This is a genomic window from Leptothoe spongobia TAU-MAC 1115 (assembly GCF_018739885.1).
GTDB lineage: Bacteria > Cyanobacteriota > Cyanobacteriia > Phormidesmidales > Phormidesmidaceae > Leptothoe > Leptothoe spongobia.
Window position 1 is genome coordinate 1 of sequence record NZ_JADOES010000023.1, and the last position, 14,927, is coordinate 14,927.

Annotated in this window: 16 protein-coding genes; 5 read left to right on the forward strand and 11 right to left on the reverse strand. The window is 47.7% G+C overall.

The features are described from left to right. The first annotated feature begins 180 nt into the window (after positions 1 to 180). Positions 181 to 444, forward strand: coding sequence for a hypothetical protein (locus IXB50_RS12550; RefSeq protein ID WP_215609317.1), 264 nt, complete (start codon positions 181 to 183; stop codon positions 442 to 444). An 8-nt stretch (positions 445 to 452) separates the two neighbouring features. On the opposite strand, the gene IXB50_RS12555 is transcribed toward IXB50_RS12550, so the two are convergent. From IXB50_RS12555 to IXB50_RS12570, 4 genes are all read right to left on the reverse strand, one after another. Continuing rightward, a complete protein-coding gene (locus IXB50_RS12555) occupies positions 453 to 1,163 on the reverse strand; it encodes a DUF4058 family protein (protein WP_215609318.1) in 711 nt (236 codons plus the stop codon). Between the two features lie 53 nt (positions 1,164 to 1,216). Then, positions 1,217 to 2,767, reverse strand: a complete 1,551-nt coding sequence (locus IXB50_RS12560) for an ATP-binding protein (protein ID WP_215609319.1) — start codon at positions 2,765 to 2,767, stop codon at positions 1,217 to 1,219. A 132-nt stretch (positions 2,768 to 2,899) separates the two neighbouring features. Then, positions 2,900 to 3,451, reverse strand: coding sequence for a Uma2 family endonuclease (locus IXB50_RS12565; protein WP_215609320.1), 552 nt, complete (start codon positions 3,449 to 3,451; stop codon positions 2,900 to 2,902). A gap of 146 nt (positions 3,452 to 3,597) precedes the next feature. Further along, positions 3,598 to 3,816 (reverse strand): hypothetical protein, encoded by a 219-nt coding sequence (locus IXB50_RS12570; protein ID WP_215609321.1) that lies wholly within the window; start codon positions 3,814 to 3,816, stop codon positions 3,598 to 3,600. Between the two features lie 172 nt (positions 3,817 to 3,988). Between IXB50_RS12570 and IXB50_RS12575 the strand changes: the two genes are divergently transcribed. Next, positions 3,989 to 4,378, forward strand: coding sequence for a DUF433 domain-containing protein (locus tag IXB50_RS12575; protein ID WP_215609322.1), 390 nt, complete (start codon positions 3,989 to 3,991; stop codon positions 4,376 to 4,378). A gap of 379 nt (positions 4,379 to 4,757) precedes the next feature. Continuing rightward, the gene (locus IXB50_RS12580) at positions 4,758 to 5,942 is read left to right on the forward strand and encodes a site-specific integrase (protein WP_215609323.1); all 1,185 of its coding nucleotides are present in this window, start codon (positions 4,758 to 4,760) and stop codon (positions 5,940 to 5,942) included. Here the strand turns inward: IXB50_RS12580 and IXB50_RS12585 are convergent. From IXB50_RS12585 to IXB50_RS12615, 7 genes are all read right to left on the reverse strand, one after another. Continuing rightward, positions 5,935 to 6,309, reverse strand: a complete 375-nt coding sequence (locus tag IXB50_RS12585; RefSeq protein ID WP_215609324.1) for a hypothetical protein — start codon at positions 6,307 to 6,309, stop codon at positions 5,935 to 5,937. The two genes, IXB50_RS12580 and IXB50_RS12585, sit on opposite strands and share 8 nt — an antisense overlap. Further along, a complete protein-coding gene (locus IXB50_RS12590; RefSeq protein ID WP_215609325.1) occupies positions 6,296 to 7,657 on the reverse strand; it encodes a DNA N-6-adenine-methyltransferase in 1,362 nt (453 codons plus the stop codon). The genes IXB50_RS12585 and IXB50_RS12590 overlap by 14 nt, the downstream gene beginning before the upstream one ends. 5 nt (positions 7,658 to 7,662) lie before the next feature. Continuing rightward, positions 7,663 to 8,637 (reverse strand): hypothetical protein, encoded by a 975-nt coding sequence (locus IXB50_RS12595; protein WP_215609326.1) that lies wholly within the window; start codon positions 8,635 to 8,637, stop codon positions 7,663 to 7,665. Then, entirely contained in the window at positions 8,624 to 9,811 is a 1,188-nt protein-coding gene (locus IXB50_RS12600; RefSeq protein ID WP_215609327.1) for a DUF4326 domain-containing protein, read from the reverse strand. The genes IXB50_RS12595 and IXB50_RS12600 overlap by 14 nt, the downstream gene beginning before the upstream one ends. Next, the gene (locus tag IXB50_RS12605; protein WP_215609328.1) at positions 9,795 to 10,502 is read right to left on the reverse strand and encodes a hypothetical protein; all 708 of its coding nucleotides are present in this window, start codon (positions 10,500 to 10,502) and stop codon (positions 9,795 to 9,797) included. The genes IXB50_RS12600 and IXB50_RS12605 overlap by 17 nt, the downstream gene beginning before the upstream one ends. Beyond that, positions 10,499 to 11,662: a helix-turn-helix domain-containing protein gene (locus tag IXB50_RS12610; protein WP_215609329.1), complete on the reverse strand. Its 1,164-nt coding sequence runs from the start codon at positions 11,660 to 11,662 to the stop codon at positions 10,499 to 10,501. The genes IXB50_RS12605 and IXB50_RS12610 overlap by 4 nt, the downstream gene beginning before the upstream one ends. A 200-nt stretch (positions 11,663 to 11,862) precedes the next feature. Then, a complete protein-coding gene (locus IXB50_RS12615; protein ID WP_215609330.1) occupies positions 11,863 to 12,069 on the reverse strand; it encodes a hypothetical protein in 207 nt (68 codons plus the stop codon). A 156-nt stretch (positions 12,070 to 12,225) separates the two neighbouring features. Between IXB50_RS12615 and IXB50_RS12620 the strand changes: the two genes are divergently transcribed. Both IXB50_RS12620 and IXB50_RS12625 read left to right on the forward strand, forming a co-directional pair. Continuing rightward, on the forward strand, positions 12,226 to 12,918 hold the full coding sequence (locus IXB50_RS12620) for a hypothetical protein (protein ID WP_215609331.1): 693 nt from the start codon (positions 12,226 to 12,228) through the stop codon (positions 12,916 to 12,918). Between the two features lie 947 nt (positions 12,919 to 13,865). Next, positions 13,866 to 14,927: a ParM/StbA family protein gene (locus IXB50_RS12625; RefSeq protein WP_215609332.1), complete on the forward strand. Its 1,062-nt coding sequence runs from the start codon at positions 13,866 to 13,868 to the stop codon at positions 14,925 to 14,927.

The window sequence follows — 14,927 nt, forward strand, 5'->3', positions numbered from 1 at the left end:
TTCTGAATGCCTACAATCCTTGCCCATTCAATATTTCAGCCCCTCAAATGGGCTAGAGCGGAACACCGGTTACACCCGTACCGCATAAACAGAGTGACTCCTTGGACAACAGGAGATTAGCGTTTTCAACCAAAGGTCGGGCCGGTAACACCGGCCTTTTCTATTTTCCAAGAGCGAGCTATGCAATTTATCATCAAAAACATAGGCCTGATCATCACCATCGTGTCTGCGGTTAGCGCCCTGATTGGATGGGGTATATCCAGGGTGAGAAAGAGTTACGGCCTTGAGCGGGACATTAATCACCTCAAAAAAGATTACAAGGCGTTATCAGGTAATTTCAACACCCTCTATACGGAGCTGGAACGCCGATTAGATACCGTTGAAACCGAGTTCAAGGTTCTCAGGGCCGTGAATGAGGCGCTCATCGATCAGGGGGCTAAGTAGACAACAGATTATGTAGACTGGAACAATGAAGCGATCCAAGCTTGATCCGCTTCTGAGAAACTAGGCGGTGGCAAAGGTTGTGAGTAGTCAATGCGTAAATCGTAGCTAGCCCGCTCGTATAGGCCTGTAAAAATAGCTTGAAGGTTAACAAGTACTGCCTCATCAGCTGTTTTTAACGGCACTGGAAACTCAGGCAACGGCTCACGTATGGTAGCTGCATAAAGTTCGGCTTGGGGGCGTTGCTCAGCCCTGCTTACCAAAATATGATAATGCGCCAGCCGTGTAGCTTCCTGCATCGGCATCGGCGGATCGCTCCGCAACAGGTCGATTTCAATCAGGTGTGACGCACTTCCTAAAACCGTTTGCCGCTTTGCTTCATAGATCGTTCGGCCTTTACCTTTGCGTTTATTTTTAGGCGAAAGCACTTCTATCACCGCAATGACGGCATTACTACCAACCTCGCGCACCTCTAGATAGCGTTCTTTGATTTCAATTGGCATTGGTAGCGTAAGGGTTTGAGGCTGATGGGGTTCGCTTGATGCCAACAGTTCAGCATCAGGGTTGTCATTGTAAGTTCGAGTTTCAACCTCAACGAAAGAATGGGGCCTAAGTTGAGGGGCCAAGGTATCTGAGATCGCGACAATCAATCGACTATGAAAAGACGACCAAAACCTAGGCTGCTCTAGATAAGGATCCATCCCTGGAAACGGTGAGGGCATGGCGCGTGTCCAAAATACGAACGGCTCGATAACCTTGTGGACGTACTTTTAGCCTATCCTCGAATGACCGTAATGGGGCGATTCCCTATCGTCATCGCCTGTTCCGTTGTCGTCCGTTCTGCAATGGGTCGTAGCCCCTCACGTTGATCAAAAATGACCAGCCAGCCCGTCGACAACCCCAAGCCTGACAGATAACGGTCCAACTGTTCTAATCCAGCCTTGAGTGGATCGGGACGGTTATCGCGCCAAACTTTCAGTTCCATTGCGATCGCAACGTCCCCATAGCGCAGACAAAGATCCATCCGATCCGTACCAATGGCATATTCGCGCTCTAGGGTACCGCCTCCATTCACAACACGATGTAAAAACGCCATCAACACCAAATGGGGGGCAATTTCATGGTAAGGAGCGCTTTTAAGTAACGGTTGACCATGCTGTCGCCAAAAACTTAGAAATGAATCCAATAGCCGATCAGCCTTGAGGGTACTGTCAGTATCTAACCAGCTGGGACGAATCACTGGCAAACTATCCCGAGGACCGCTAGCCAATACTCTGGGTAACACTTCTCGATAAATTGGATTGGCTGGCATTAGCCCACCTGCTGGATTGCGCACCACCAAACCCAGATCTATCAAAAACTGACGATCATCACTGTGGATGACCCCTAGTTCTTGACCAGCCAGCATGGGACTAATGATCGCCCTCACCCGATCTTCTCTCAAAACACTGGCTAAACTATCCAGATGGGTATCCTGCCGCCGAATTAAGACTTCCTTAGCGGTTTCAATGTGGGCCACTGTAACTGTTTCAGTCGGGTCAGGCACCAACTCTTCCACCACTTCTTTCCCCAGGGCATTGACTAACCATGGCTGCCCTTGCGTTAAGTCGTAGGCATAGTTAACCGCTTCAGGTTCAAACCCTTGGCCTGTCTCAGCCGTATGTTGAGAGTACAGTTGCCCCACCTCATCAGCATTAAAATTCCGAAGAGTCAGCGACTTAATCTTGATATTAAATGGACTGGCTGTATTTAAGCGATCACTCCCTCCCGAGGAAACCTTGTAATCCCGCACATCCCGCACACCGATCAGCGCAAGGGCATGAGGAAAGTGGTTAGGCCGATCAGGATAGCCTGATCGCAGTTGCCGGAGGATAGAAATTAATGTTTCATTTTGCAGACTATCAATCTCATCAATAAAGATTACCAAGGGTCGTTTAGATGCCCGTGACCATGCCCTTAGGGAAGCCTGTATGCGCTGACCAGGTGCTGCCTCTGGCCAAATGGGTGGATGTAGTTCAGGGGGTAAATGATTTTCAGCCCGATCTCGCCAGCTCCCTAGCAAGGCTAATTCTGCCGCTCCTGGATCATGGGGAAAAACAGCCCCTACCTCAGCAGACACCATAATGGCTGTGTAATTACCACTGGCCGTAAGCTGCTGGGCTAGCGCTAACATGGCAGTTGTTTTGCCCGTTTGTCGCGGGGCATGGATCACAAAATATCCTTGCTGGGTAATCAGTTGCTCTAACTGTGGCACCCGAGCCAGCGGGGAGAGCATATAGTGAATATCTGCTTTACAAGGACCCGCAACGTTAAACCATTTGGGCATCAGACAACTAAGCTATCGTGATCGTCTCTATCTTACGAGACCTTAGACAATTGCTATCCCAGCTGGATTGGGTCGGACTATGAGGTAAACCATCATTTATCTGTCGTGACCGAGCATAGGGTGAGTCTTACTCTATGAGGTCATCAGACGATTTACCTGAATTTGCACATCCTGAAAAGCCTCAGGTGATACGGTGCCAGTTTTCAGGATATCTTCCGAAGTATATTGCCCATTCTGCAAATTTTTGAAAATATGTAGCTGTTTATCCTTCAAATTGACGACCCAATATTCTTGGATCCCTGATGCGGCGTAGGTGGTTTTCTTTGTGGTCAGGTCCTTGGTAACTGTGGCGTTAGAAAATTCAATCAGCCAGTGGATATCACTGGGATAGGGGTGATGCTCCAGATAGACGGTGCCCAAGGGCTTGACGATGGCCAGGTCGGGAATAGGTTCTGAGTCGTCGCTGAGGGTGATGGGGTGGGCTTCGCTGACTTTGGCACGATTGCCGAGCAAGCCTCGTAGGTAGTCGCCTGCTTCTCGATTGTAGTAGGCGTGGGGTTCACCCTCTGGCGGCATAATGATGATTTCTCCGCGTAGCAGCTCAACAGGCTGATCGTCAAACAAGCCAGCTTGGATAGCCTGGTGATAACGGTCTATGGTCCATTTGTAGGTGGTGACGGTCATAGAAGGCCTCACACGGGAAAACATCTGATGTATCAGTGATTTTAGTATGGCAAATTTACCTTCAGATTCTTCTATGGGGTAATTTACTCCCAATAGGCCTGCTTAAAGTCAGAGCTTCATCTCTTTCAAAGAATTTAGGCGAAGCTTCAAGTCTCTGACTGCTGCTGTACGTTTTTTCGGGCGCGAATACGTTGGATATCCTGCCAGAAGCTTTCTCGGGAAGCTGAACCAAGCCATTGATGACGCTCTGCAGTGTAGTTACCTGTACCCCAGTCAGCTAACTGCAAAAATCGGATTGCATTAATCGGTCCTAAAGAAGCCATGAGTGCTTGGTATCCTTTTTCCCTTAGTTCAATCGGCATCATTTTTCGGAGCCCCCCTCTGCTTTCAGAATGGTCATTAGCCAGTCCACTGGATTCTTCAGCTGCACCTGCATATGATCTTTATAGCGCAACTGCTCGCTTGACTAGACAACCGTCTCAGGCAGACTAAAACCGACTTACAATGGAACATGTGTATCGTAGGAGGAGGTACTCTATGACATTGCAAGAACTTCAAGAGCGAGTATTACAGTTACCTCTTCAAGACCGCTGGCAATTAGTGCAGCAGTTATTAGGTTCAATTCAGCAGGAAACGCTAGAGATAGGCTTACCCTTAAACGATGAGCAAGCTTTTCCCCAGATTCAATACTGGACTGGCACCAGTGGCCAGGCAAATGCAAGCATCAAAGGCACGGGCATTCGAGTACAAACAATTGTCATCGCAAATACTGAGTGGGCCTGGGATGTGAATAAAATTGCTGAGGAATATGACCTATCCCCAGCACAAGTTGCAGAAGCCTTGAGGTTTTACGAGGCACATAAGGCTGAGATAAATGATGCAATTTCATCTGGAGTTGCCTTAGAAGCAGCAGCTATCCATGCCTAAGCTGAAGCTGCATCTGGATGCTGATACATTCATCAAAGCACTAAACACAGCTTGGGAAATAAATCGACGGAAGGTAGTGATTAGGTAGTTGATTGGCAGGGAAATTGTGCAGCTACTGTAAAACAAGGCTTTTGATAGGCTCTGCTCAAGTTTGGGGTAGTAGGGGTCGTGGGTTCAAATCCCGCCGCTCCGATTCAGCTGAAACCCTTGTCATACAGTCATCAGGGCTGAGGGCAAGGGTTTTTTGGTGCCCAAAAAAGAACCCAGTTTCGATCCTAGTTCGGCCCACAAATGACCGTTTTTCGTAGATGATTGTGACAGGAGTGTGACACGAGTGTGCGACTCCACTAACGTGTGACAATCACTGTGAACACCAGTCATGGCAAAGGTTTCAGTAAATGTAAACAATAATCGATTGCGGTTAGTGTTCACACCGCCTGGTTCCAAGAAGCGTAAGTTTCTGTACTTAGGCATGGAGGATAGCCCACTTAACCGTGCCATGGCCGAGGTGACTGCCCGGCAAATCGAGGGGGACATTGTCACAGGTAACTTTGATGTAACCCTTGACAAATATCGTCCTGCAGATGCACGGGCAAATAATAGACCGATCCTAGCTATCTGGGATCAGTACCGGAATTACAAAGCACTGCGCGTTACTGCTCGAAGTCTTGAAAAATATGACTACACTCGACCTAATCTCGCTAGGTTTTTTGGAGATCGCACGGTTGAAACGCTTAGCCAAGCTGATGCGGATAACTTCGCTAAGTTTCTGACGGAATCCGAGGGGTTAAGTGAGTTGACGGCCAAGCAGCGCTTGTCTTTAGTCAAAGGAGCGTGGGAGTGGGCGTTAGGTCAGGAGTTAGTAGAAAAAAATCCGTGGCGCACAACACTGGAGCTCATCAAAGTCCCTCCCAAAAAAGCACCGACTCCATTCACTCAGGCTGAGGTGCAGGCAATTATTGCTGGTTTCAGAAAAAATCGATATTACAACTTCTATACCGATTTCGTACGGTTTCAGTTTGGATGCGGCCCCAGGTTTGGAGAAACAGCTGCATTGCGCTGGGAACATTTCACACCCGAGTGTGACCACGTATGGATTGGAGAGTCTTATGGACGTGGTGAACTAGGAGCTACTAAAACTAACGAGCAACGAGAATTTGATCTGCCTGACTCTCTTGCTCTAATGCTTATTCAGCGCAAAGGAAATTCACCCCCTACTGAACTAGTCTTTCCTGCGCCCAATGGCGGTTATATGAGCGATCGCAACTTCAGGAATCGAGCATGGAAGCGAGTGCTCGAAGATTGCCAAATAACTTATCGTCGCCCATACATCATGCGAAGCACATTTATTAGTCACTGCTCAGCTATGGGATGGAGTCCAGCAGACATCGCTGACATCACTGGACATGATCCAGAGATATTAATTAGGCATTATTTGGGTGGTATCCAAGGCCGAAAAAAAGTTCCAGAGATGCCCTATACATCAAATCACATGTCAGAGCCGCAGAAGACGATAGAAACATTCGAGCGGAAGGGTAAAGACTGGTCATCAGTCATCAGCTAGTGAGATTTTTGGGTAACTGATTCGTCGCCTTAAGCCATCTATTTATATAGTCTTGGTGAGTTTTGTGATCGTGTCTGTATGTAAACCAATGTTCCACGATCGCCCGATTGTAACCGATACGGGCCTTCCAGTGAATTCCCTTGATCCAGCCATAGGAACCATCTGTCCATTGCTTGTATCTATACTTTCTTAAAGTACTCTCGCTAAGGCTCCACTCAACTGAAGCCGCCTGTGGTTTAAGCCATTGAGTTGGTATTGGTGCTTCAGCTTGTCTGGCAGCAAGAATCTCTTGTTGCTGCAGCTGGATTCGTCCCAACTGCAGCTCCATTCTGTCCAATCTGGCAATTAACTCTTCAAAATTGTTCATCCGTTGCCAATCGAAGCGTTTGACCAATAAACCCTAAGTGCTGATAAGCCTTGGCGAATGCCACAGGATCAGGCCCATAGTAGAAGATTGTTGAACCAAACTGTGCCCCACCATCTGTATTCAGGTGTCTAATGCCGTGATCCACCAAACAATAGGCATCTGCAGCCCTGATTAACGTTTGGTACCAATAGGTTCTGTTATCAGTCTTGTCCAAAATAAATGCTGTTGCGATCGCACCCCGTTCATACTCGGTAATGAACTTGTCGGTCCATTCTCTGTTTTCAGAATACGGCCAGTTGGCCCATAGTAGATCAGCGTCCCAAGGTAAGAGTAACCCATTATTCTCTTTGGTGTACCTACATCGGGCAGGAACGGTGGCCCCATCACAGGTAGCTGGATCCAAGTCAAATGCAGCCCGACTATGCATATCCAGTGCAGGCAACCAATATTTCTCAGGAGTCCAGCGCTCATCACGCTCTTTACCTGGATCGTCTTCATCGTTAGCCGATGTTGTCCACAAGTTAGCTTTCTTATTAGGCTCCACACCTGACTCTAACCCAGACGATGCATCACTATCATTTATCTCATCAATCAACTTACTGTTACGGTCAATCTGCTCCAGGGTTTGTCCGGCAGGCCCACCCGCACCGCGCACCGGATCATCCTGGGTTTCTGCTTCTTCACGAGGAAGTTTTGCCCCTGCTGGTAAGTTGTTTACCTGGTGCCAAGAAATAGCATCCAACATTGTCTTGAACCATGCATCACTCCCTTTTTCAGGATGATCCACCGTTCGATACATAAACGGACGCTCAGTCGTATTCTTCGGAAATATTCGCTGGATGCCACCATACGGTGCATACATCTCTTGCAGTTCAGAGAATGGCGCTACTTCAATCTCCTGTGCGATCGCAGCGATAAATGGAGCGGTAATCTTATGGCCGGTCGAATCAGAAACGGATTTAGCAAGGCTGGTAATCTCCTTCCAATTCTCCTTATCATGCTTTTGCAGCTCGCGTAGAATTGCTTCATTGAGTGGTGGCAGCTCAATATCTTCTATCAATACAGAAGCCTCAGCTGCCCGGATCAGCTGATCCGCTCGGCCACTGGAAAGACCTTCTGGATACCGTAATGATTTGAAAGAGGCGCAAAAGTCTGGCCAGGTACCAAAGTCAGCTTTGTACAGCTTCTCTTGCCTGATGCGAGCAAGCGCCATACCCACATCAATAAAGGCATCTAACTTATCTTGGATAACCTGTTTTAACTCCAAGTAAGTTTCTATCTGTTCTGGAGAAAGCACTACAGATGTTTCGATCGATTCGTTTTTCGTTAAAGTTGTTGCTTCGGCCATTATTTTTACCCTGCTAGGTCTAAATCAAGTTGAACTGAACGTTTTAGACAATGAGGGGAAAACCAAATCACCTCATTGGATGTGCGGTCTTTGCCACCAATCGACGAATAGCCAGAATTATTGGTCCACTCATAAGCAATCCAACCTTTTGGCATGGAATGCTCTCCCGAGAGACCACATAGGACTATTCGAAGCTTGGGATTTTCCCCGTTATTAATGGCCCACTGCCGCGTCCTGACAGCAGACTCCTTTTGGTTAGGGTCATCAATCCCCAAGTCTGTTGGGTACAGCATGCGAGAGCGCATCGCCTGAGAGTACGGTGGGTCTAGTAAAATACCCACTGTCCTGAACGCTTTCCATGTCGAACCAGCGGTTAAACACCGCGCAAAATCTCCATTTAGCACCTGCACTTGCTGCAATCGGTGCTGCAATGCCTGCAGCCAGGCATAGGCATCAACATTAGGTGAGGCCACACCGGGACAGGTATCAATCGTGCGTGGCTTCTGGTGGACGGGCTTAGCACCCTTGGGACGAGCATGACCACGAGAAGAAATAGCAGGATCGGCACACCACCGAGTTCCCATCGCTAAGCACTGGCCCCAAACCCACCAACCTGCTTGTTTTGCATCAAACCAGTCTGGATCGGCCATCAACTGAGCCTTGATACTGTTCTCACCCCAGCTTCTGTCGCATAACCAGTAGTGCCGTGCATTTAAATCAATTTCATTGACCGGCCACTGGCAGTAGTGAGCGACCTGGTTAGGGTCACATATCACCGCTCTCCAGAAATTAGTGATATTGCAGCAGATATCGTTGACTCGTTCCACACCCTGTGCACCGCCAGGTCTACCCAAAAGACTCGATAATGTGGCGCAGAGTGGATCGATAAACAAATCCACATGTCCAAGTCGCGCCCAGATTTCCGACATCTGCCGAGTTTTGTTACCAGCCCATGGAAACGGTGTCTTAAGCTGCTGCATATGTCGGTACCTCCATCTCTGCAATCTGTCTCTGGATATGCACCGGCAATGCCCATAGTTTTTGTCTTCCCTGGGTATGAGGGATAGGCTCTGGAAAAACAATCACGTCATCAATCTGCCAAGCTAGTGGCCCAACAAACCATGGATCAGATGTCGCTAGAAGCCCCTCAGAGATGCCCCCGTACTTTGCAAGGAGAATCACACCCCGTGGATGTTCTTCTTCTGGTGGGACTTCACCCAGCCCGCTCTCTTTAATCCATTGAGCCCCGTCTTTATCCCACTTCGCTCCAGCATGAACAGCGAACCAATCGCCTACCTCCACCCCAGATGGTTGCCAACCACGATTCTCCAATCGCTTATTGAGGGATGCGATCGCATATGGCCAGGGCCGATGGAGCGTAATTGCGAATCGCACCTTAGGTATTTTCAGGGGACTCTTTTCAGGGGTCGCGTACTTTTCTGATTTGTACGCGACCACTCCATTTATCTCTTTCGCTAGGGTATGGATTGCGCTTACCACATCATGACCGTGGCACTCAACAAACTGGTCAGGTTGCGTACACCAACAGGCGACAGCTGTCAGCTCTCCAGCCAAATACTTTTTAGCCAACCGCTTTAATTCGCCATAGGTAATGCCCACCCGGTTAACCATGGCAGGCTGGATTTGATGCTCTCTACATTTGCGGCAGACATCGGCACGATTGCCATCACGACCAATCACGAAATCATTAGCCAAGGGCGATGCTTCAATTACTCGCCCGCTTTTCATTCGATATTGCCTGCCGATGTATTCCACATCCGTACGGTCAAACAAGCCTGGATCATGCTTTACGTTCAAAACTTGCAATGGGCTCAACGCTGGCTCAATACCTTTGAGTTCTGGCTTAGCTCCAAGCTCTTTGCGCAGCTCGCCAATAGCAGAAAATATGTAAATCGTGGCAGCCCCCAGCGACTCATGATGCCGCCATTCGCCTTCCCATAACGGCCATAACTGTCGAAAAAAGATGTCTATCCAGTCAGCGCCAAAGTAACTGCCACTGATTGTTAACGGCAGGTGAGACGCAATAGCTACTTTGTTACCCCGCAGCCATGCGATCGCGTTCTCAATGCGATCGACGGTTACCCCGCTCACTGGTGGGATGTTTAGCCATGGTGATTTAGTTAACTTCGCCATCACTTTTCGACACCTTATTGACATTCTTGGTTGTCATTGAGGCCAAAAAATTTTGACCCAGCATATTACCCAGCTTCTCCAAGTTCGCAGTATTGCTATATCGCTGCGTGTGTCGCTCTACAACATCAGCCATTTTGATAGTGATGCCTTGGATGCTCAGCATCTCCAACTGCTGCTGAACCGCATCAGAACCGCTGCGCTCTAGCAAATCAGCTAGCCCATCTAGCGTTATGTCTGTTGGTTGGGCCTGGGTTTGACTGCGATCGGTCTCTGGACTGGCGGTAGATTGCACAATGCCTCTGGCGCGGTTTCTCGCCTCAATCATTGCTGCAGACTCAGGATCGTAATTGTCCTCAGCAGGCACGATGAACAGCCGCTGCTCTGGCGGCAAAGATCGCCCCTCATCTTTGCCATATTCCACATACTTTTCCAGTGGTGGAAAAAAACGTTCCTTTTCAAGCACAGTACCAATAGCTATCTGGAACTGATCATCACTGAGCTTTGGTGCCAAAATCCTGAAGTACAACTTCAGCAACTGTTTACTCGGCTTATCTCGTCTGTAGTGCTCACAAACTAAAGTCCAGCCCATTGAAAACGTTTCCATCGTTAACCTACCCGTTGCTACCTCCGGTCGCTTGGTCTCCGCCTTTGCGATCGCGTGTGGATTCATTCCGTCTAATGGATTATTCATGCCACCTCCTGAGACATTTCTTTCAAATCATTGAGCATTTCTTGGGCCATCCGCTCAGCCTTGCTTGGGGCTGACATATCGCTAGACTCCTTATCTCGCTTGCCCTGAAGGGCTAATAAACAATATGGCTCTGGGTGATCGGCCTGCTTCGGATCTTTGCCTTGAAAAAATCGGATCGCGGCTGGAGGCTGAGAAGTACTCTGACCAGCATTTACTGCCTTGGTTTTATTCGTTACGTAGTACTCAACAGCTTCCTCTACCTCTTCCGGGCTCATTCGATACTTGCCAGCATAAGGGCTGATTATCCAGGCAAATCCAGACCTAAATCCTATTGGGCTGTCCGGAGTCTCTGTCCCTCTCATTAGCTTGAAAAACGGATTCCATAGATCCCACATGCGCGAGACTCTATCCTCAAAGCCAGGATCATGAACCAAGCAATCAATAACGGCTTGCTCAGTCTGACCGGCCAGACTTTTGCGGGCACTGACAGATTTCTTTTTAGTACCTTTGTTCTTGGGCGCGGCGGATTTATTATTTTTCGCTTTACTACCGTCACTTTTCGCCTGACCACCCTGATCAGAAGGGGATATGTTTGTGCCTCCTAAAACCTCGGCGGTTTGTTCTGGTGTATCAATCCGCTTTCCAAAAGATTTATTTGACTCACTCACACCGTTCCCCCTTTGGGGGGTTAGGGGGGAATTTTCTTCAGGGGATTTGTTTAGAGGGATTTGTTTAAAGGGATCTTCTTTGTGGGTCGTCTCAGATCCACCCCTGGATCCCTCAGATCCACCCCTGGATCCCTCAGATCCACCCCTGGATCCCTCAGATCCAGGTAGGGGGGTGGATCTATTTTGGCCATCCCCCTCAGTCGCCCATTGCTCGATATCCTCAATCCGGTAAATACTGGTAGTGCCAGAGCGTGACTCTCTAGCTAGCATCTGCTTATCTATCAGACCCTTAAGCGCTCGCTTAGCTGAACCCGTAGACATGTTGCAGTTAGCAGCCATATTAGCGACTGTCTCAAAGCATTCCCCATTTTTGCCCGCTCGCCTGACGACATGTACATAAATGCGGAACTCGTAAGGGTTTAAACCAGCATCGTCTAAGGCCAGGTTGAGCCAGATAAAAGGAAGTTTTCGAGCGTCGTTAACTTCAATCATCAGCTCACCTCCTGACAAAAAGGCGTCAGACAGCTGGAAAGTGACTTGCTCATGAGCTTATCCCCTTCAATCCTTCGTTGCTGAACATCCTGGAGCTAAGTTCCTGACCTGCTGGATCGCAGACTAAAAAGACGATTTTCCCCATTTCAAAATTTCTCAAGATGAAGTGCTTGTATCCAAGACACACCCGATCGCATTGACTAATTTTTTTGAAACTGACTATCGATCCAGCTTGTTAAGCTTTCTTTATCTACTTGAAGAATTTTCCAATCTGTCGCGATCGCAATGTCTAGGACGAGGCTAACAGCGGCTCCATACTTACTGCCGAACCTCGTACAAAAACTGTCTACAGGCTTTTTATACGAACGATCTAGGCGCACTGGCCAATACTTTTTTGAGGTTTCCATCTGACACTTGTGACAACTTATTGACAACTAAAGACATCATAGTCTTTGGTTTCCGCAGTTGACAACCCTGGTAACCACACTGGGAATGTCAGTAAATGACCAGGACTTTCCGTGCTGGCTTTGGTATCTTTGCCATAGCAGTGGATGGAAAAGCAAGTGGCAAAAAGATCTGAAGTATCTGAAGGGTATAAAGAGAGGCTCGCCCAGTGGGTTGAAGAGGAACTTGCAAAGCCTGAAATAGAAAGTCAACGCCACTTCGGTTCAGTGGTCGGCGTTTCTTACACTACTGTCCAGAAATGGCTAAAGAAGCTGATTAGCTCTCCCTTGCAGGACGATTCCATCAATAAGATCGCTAGATACAGAGGATGGAGTTCAGCGAAAGTTAGAGCCTGGCTACATGCAGTCGATATTGACTTTGAGTCTGATGCGGACGAGATTGTGTCTCTCCGCATCGAAGTACTTGAAGAAAAGGTGCTGGAGCTGCAAGCAACCATGGCGACCCTTTTGGAAGGGCCGATGCTTTGGGTTGGTATGTGTATCCAAGACTCCTTGCGTGAAGCAGGGATTGACTGGCGCACAGAAGAGGGTATTGCCACGGTTATGAGCTACCTAGAAAAGTATGACCGTGGCCAATGGACAAGGGTAATGGTCTTGCCCATCCTCCGAGGGGTAATGATGCCTAGTGAGGAGCAGATTCACCCGTTAGGATTTGCCTTAAACCAGATCACTGGAGAATGGCCCAATGGTCGAATGGAATCTGAGGTTGCCAAAACCAAGGAAAGTCTGAAACGAATGGAGCAAGGATCTGAGCCTGAGGAAGCTGAAGAATCTGAGGCAGCTAACGAGTAGGAGGAGGAGGTTTAGTCGAGCCGTAAAAAGCCGAAGTGGGACCGTAATACAAAGCGATATGCCAGCCTCTTGGCCTTAACGTGAAGTACCTTCGCCAAACAACTCCACACTCAGAAGGGTCTTTACATCGAACTACCAGCAAACCCTCCAAAATATTGCAGCGTCTAGGGTTTACCCCAAGATTTTGCATAAGTGCACCTACAGACAGCTTTGATCTGCCTTTTCTTCTTTTCTTCCGACGGGACGCCATTTCAACACAGTGACGAGCAGCAAGCGATTCAGGAGATGCACGGAAGCCGACTTAAACGCATATATAGACTAAAGTCTATATTTTTTGAATCTTCATAGAGTGGGACTAATACTATATCTATGTATTTGAATTCTTTGATGAGTGTCAGTAAATGCTTACACGAATTTCAAGCTTTAAATGGATTAGGTAAATTTGCTTGAGATTAATGCCCATTCTCCATGATTTATATTGCTCATTATTAATGAATGAATGGTCGTGGGCTGACTTGCATTATTGTCTTATTTTGGTTAGCTGTGTAGTTGGTTTCAATATTTTTTGCCAGTGCAGCCAGCCGACTATTGCAGTAAATGGATCCCTAGACTCTACGGGAAAGAACCTGAGCAGAGAGGATATAAGAAGATATGCGTACAAGAGCTATCTAAAATAACGCTATATACAGAAGGATCTATATATAACTGGGGAGATGGGTTTGAGGATGCCCCCGTCCAGGCCAAACGGATTTGTCATATGGCCGACCTACTCAATACAGTTGCCAATGGATGGCTTATTCCTCCGCAAGAATAGAATAAAAAACTTACTCATTAAGAGTGAATAGACTCCTTGCTTTTTAGTGAGGGGTTTTCTATTGTATGTACATGACTCAAGTTGAGCCAATTTAAGTCAGCTTAAGTCAACCTTCGTTAACTAAGGAGTGCATATGGATATGAAGGGTGCTGCTAAGGCAGACAAGGCTTCATCAGCCGCTCAAGTTAGTGGATTGATTAGGGTGGGATCCTTTGACCCCGGCAATACATTCACCAAGTTTTGTACTGATGGCCATAGCTGGAAAATGCCTTCTTTTGTGAAGGAGCTGGATCCAGACGTCGATGAGTTTGATCCACGTTTATTGCCCGCTGGGAGTGCAATTGTTGACGTCGATGGCAAATCATATGCTGTTGGTGAGATTGCTGAATCAGGAGGAGATCCAGCTTTTGTGGCTGGCAAGGAAAACATTGCACATATTCTGTTCTTCGCTGCGATCGCCCCAATCATTAAGGAAAACAAGCATCCTGTTATTGGTGAGTTGCGTTTTTTGGTTCCTGATGCTCGTAAAAATCGCCTTAATGCACTATGGAATTCTGTCGCTGACAAAATTAAAGGCACTACATCTGTAGTGATTAATGGAGAAAAGTGCAGTCCAAGAGTAGATGACGTTCGGTTTGTTCCTGAGGGTGTACCTGTATTTCAATCATTGCGGAATGAGCAGGTGTTCCAAGCTTGGTTAGCGGAACCTCGCTATACCGATGTTGTGATGGTTGATGTTGGTGGCGGAGATACCACCTTAAGTGTATTTGACCTCCGTACAGGGATGATCGACTACGAGCGAGGACGAGTTCTCGACAAGTTGGGAGTCAAGGCTTTAGGAGCCAGGATTGCTTCTACCATTCAGTCTCAGTGTCACGGCACTCCGGAAGTATCTGAAATACTCAAAGCCTTGCATCACGGTGATCCTGACAAGTACATTTACGCGAGCAGCACTGATTATGTTCCTTTTGGAGAGCCATATGAAAAAGCTGCCTCTAAATGGCGGCAAAGTATTGCGAAAGAGTTAATGGCTTCAGGTGTCATTACTGCTCGACTGGCAGGCTGCATATTTTTCGGTGGTGGTGCTTACCACTGTCGGCAATTTGCGAATGCCATCAAAAATGTCAACGTGATTGTCATGGTTGACAAGGTTGATGCTCAAATGCTGAATGTGTTGTCTATGCAGGTCATGTAA

Bases quoted from the DNA above. Each gene is read 5' to 3' on its own strand.
- IXB50_RS12550 (WP_215609317.1), top strand. From the start codon at position 181: ATGCAATTTATCATCAAAAACATAGGCCTGATCATCACCATCGTGTCT.
- IXB50_RS12555 (WP_215609318.1), bottom strand. From the start codon at position 1,163: ATGCCCTCACCGTTTCCAGGGATGGATCCTTATCTAGAGCAGCCTAGG.
- IXB50_RS12560 (WP_215609319.1), bottom strand. From the start codon at position 2,767: ATGCCCAAATGGTTTAACGTTGCGGGTCCTTGTAAAGCAGATATTCAC.
- IXB50_RS12565 (WP_215609320.1), bottom strand. From the start codon at position 3,451: ATGACCGTCACCACCTACAAATGGACCATAGACCGTTATCACCAGGCT.
- IXB50_RS12570 (WP_215609321.1), bottom strand. From the start codon at position 3,816: ATGATGCCGATTGAACTAAGGGAAAAAGGATACCAAGCACTCATGGCT.
- IXB50_RS12575 (WP_215609322.1), top strand. From the start codon at position 3,989: ATGACATTGCAAGAACTTCAAGAGCGAGTATTACAGTTACCTCTTCAA.
- IXB50_RS12580 (WP_215609323.1), top strand. From the start codon at position 4,758: ATGGCAAAGGTTTCAGTAAATGTAAACAATAATCGATTGCGGTTAGTG.
- IXB50_RS12585 (WP_215609324.1), bottom strand. From the start codon at position 6,309: ATGAACAATTTTGAAGAGTTAATTGCCAGATTGGACAGAATGGAGCTG.
- IXB50_RS12590 (WP_215609325.1), bottom strand. From the start codon at position 7,657: ATGGCCGAAGCAACAACTTTAACGAAAAACGAATCGATCGAAACATCT.
- IXB50_RS12595 (WP_215609326.1), bottom strand. From the start codon at position 8,637: ATGCAGCAGCTTAAGACACCGTTTCCATGGGCTGGTAACAAAACTCGG.
- IXB50_RS12600 (WP_215609327.1), bottom strand. From the start codon at position 9,811: ATGGCGAAGTTAACTAAATCACCATGGCTAAACATCCCACCAGTGAGC.
- IXB50_RS12605 (WP_215609328.1), bottom strand. From the start codon at position 10,502: ATGAATAATCCATTAGACGGAATGAATCCACACGCGATCGCAAAGGCG.
- IXB50_RS12610 (WP_215609329.1), bottom strand. From the start codon at position 11,662: ATGATTGAAGTTAACGACGCTCGAAAACTTCCTTTTATCTGGCTCAAC.
- IXB50_RS12615 (WP_215609330.1), bottom strand. From the start codon at position 12,069: ATGGAAACCTCAAAAAAGTATTGGCCAGTGCGCCTAGATCGTTCGTAT.
- IXB50_RS12625 (WP_215609332.1), top strand. From the start codon at position 13,866: ATGGATATGAAGGGTGCTGCTAAGGCAGACAAGGCTTCATCAGCCGCT.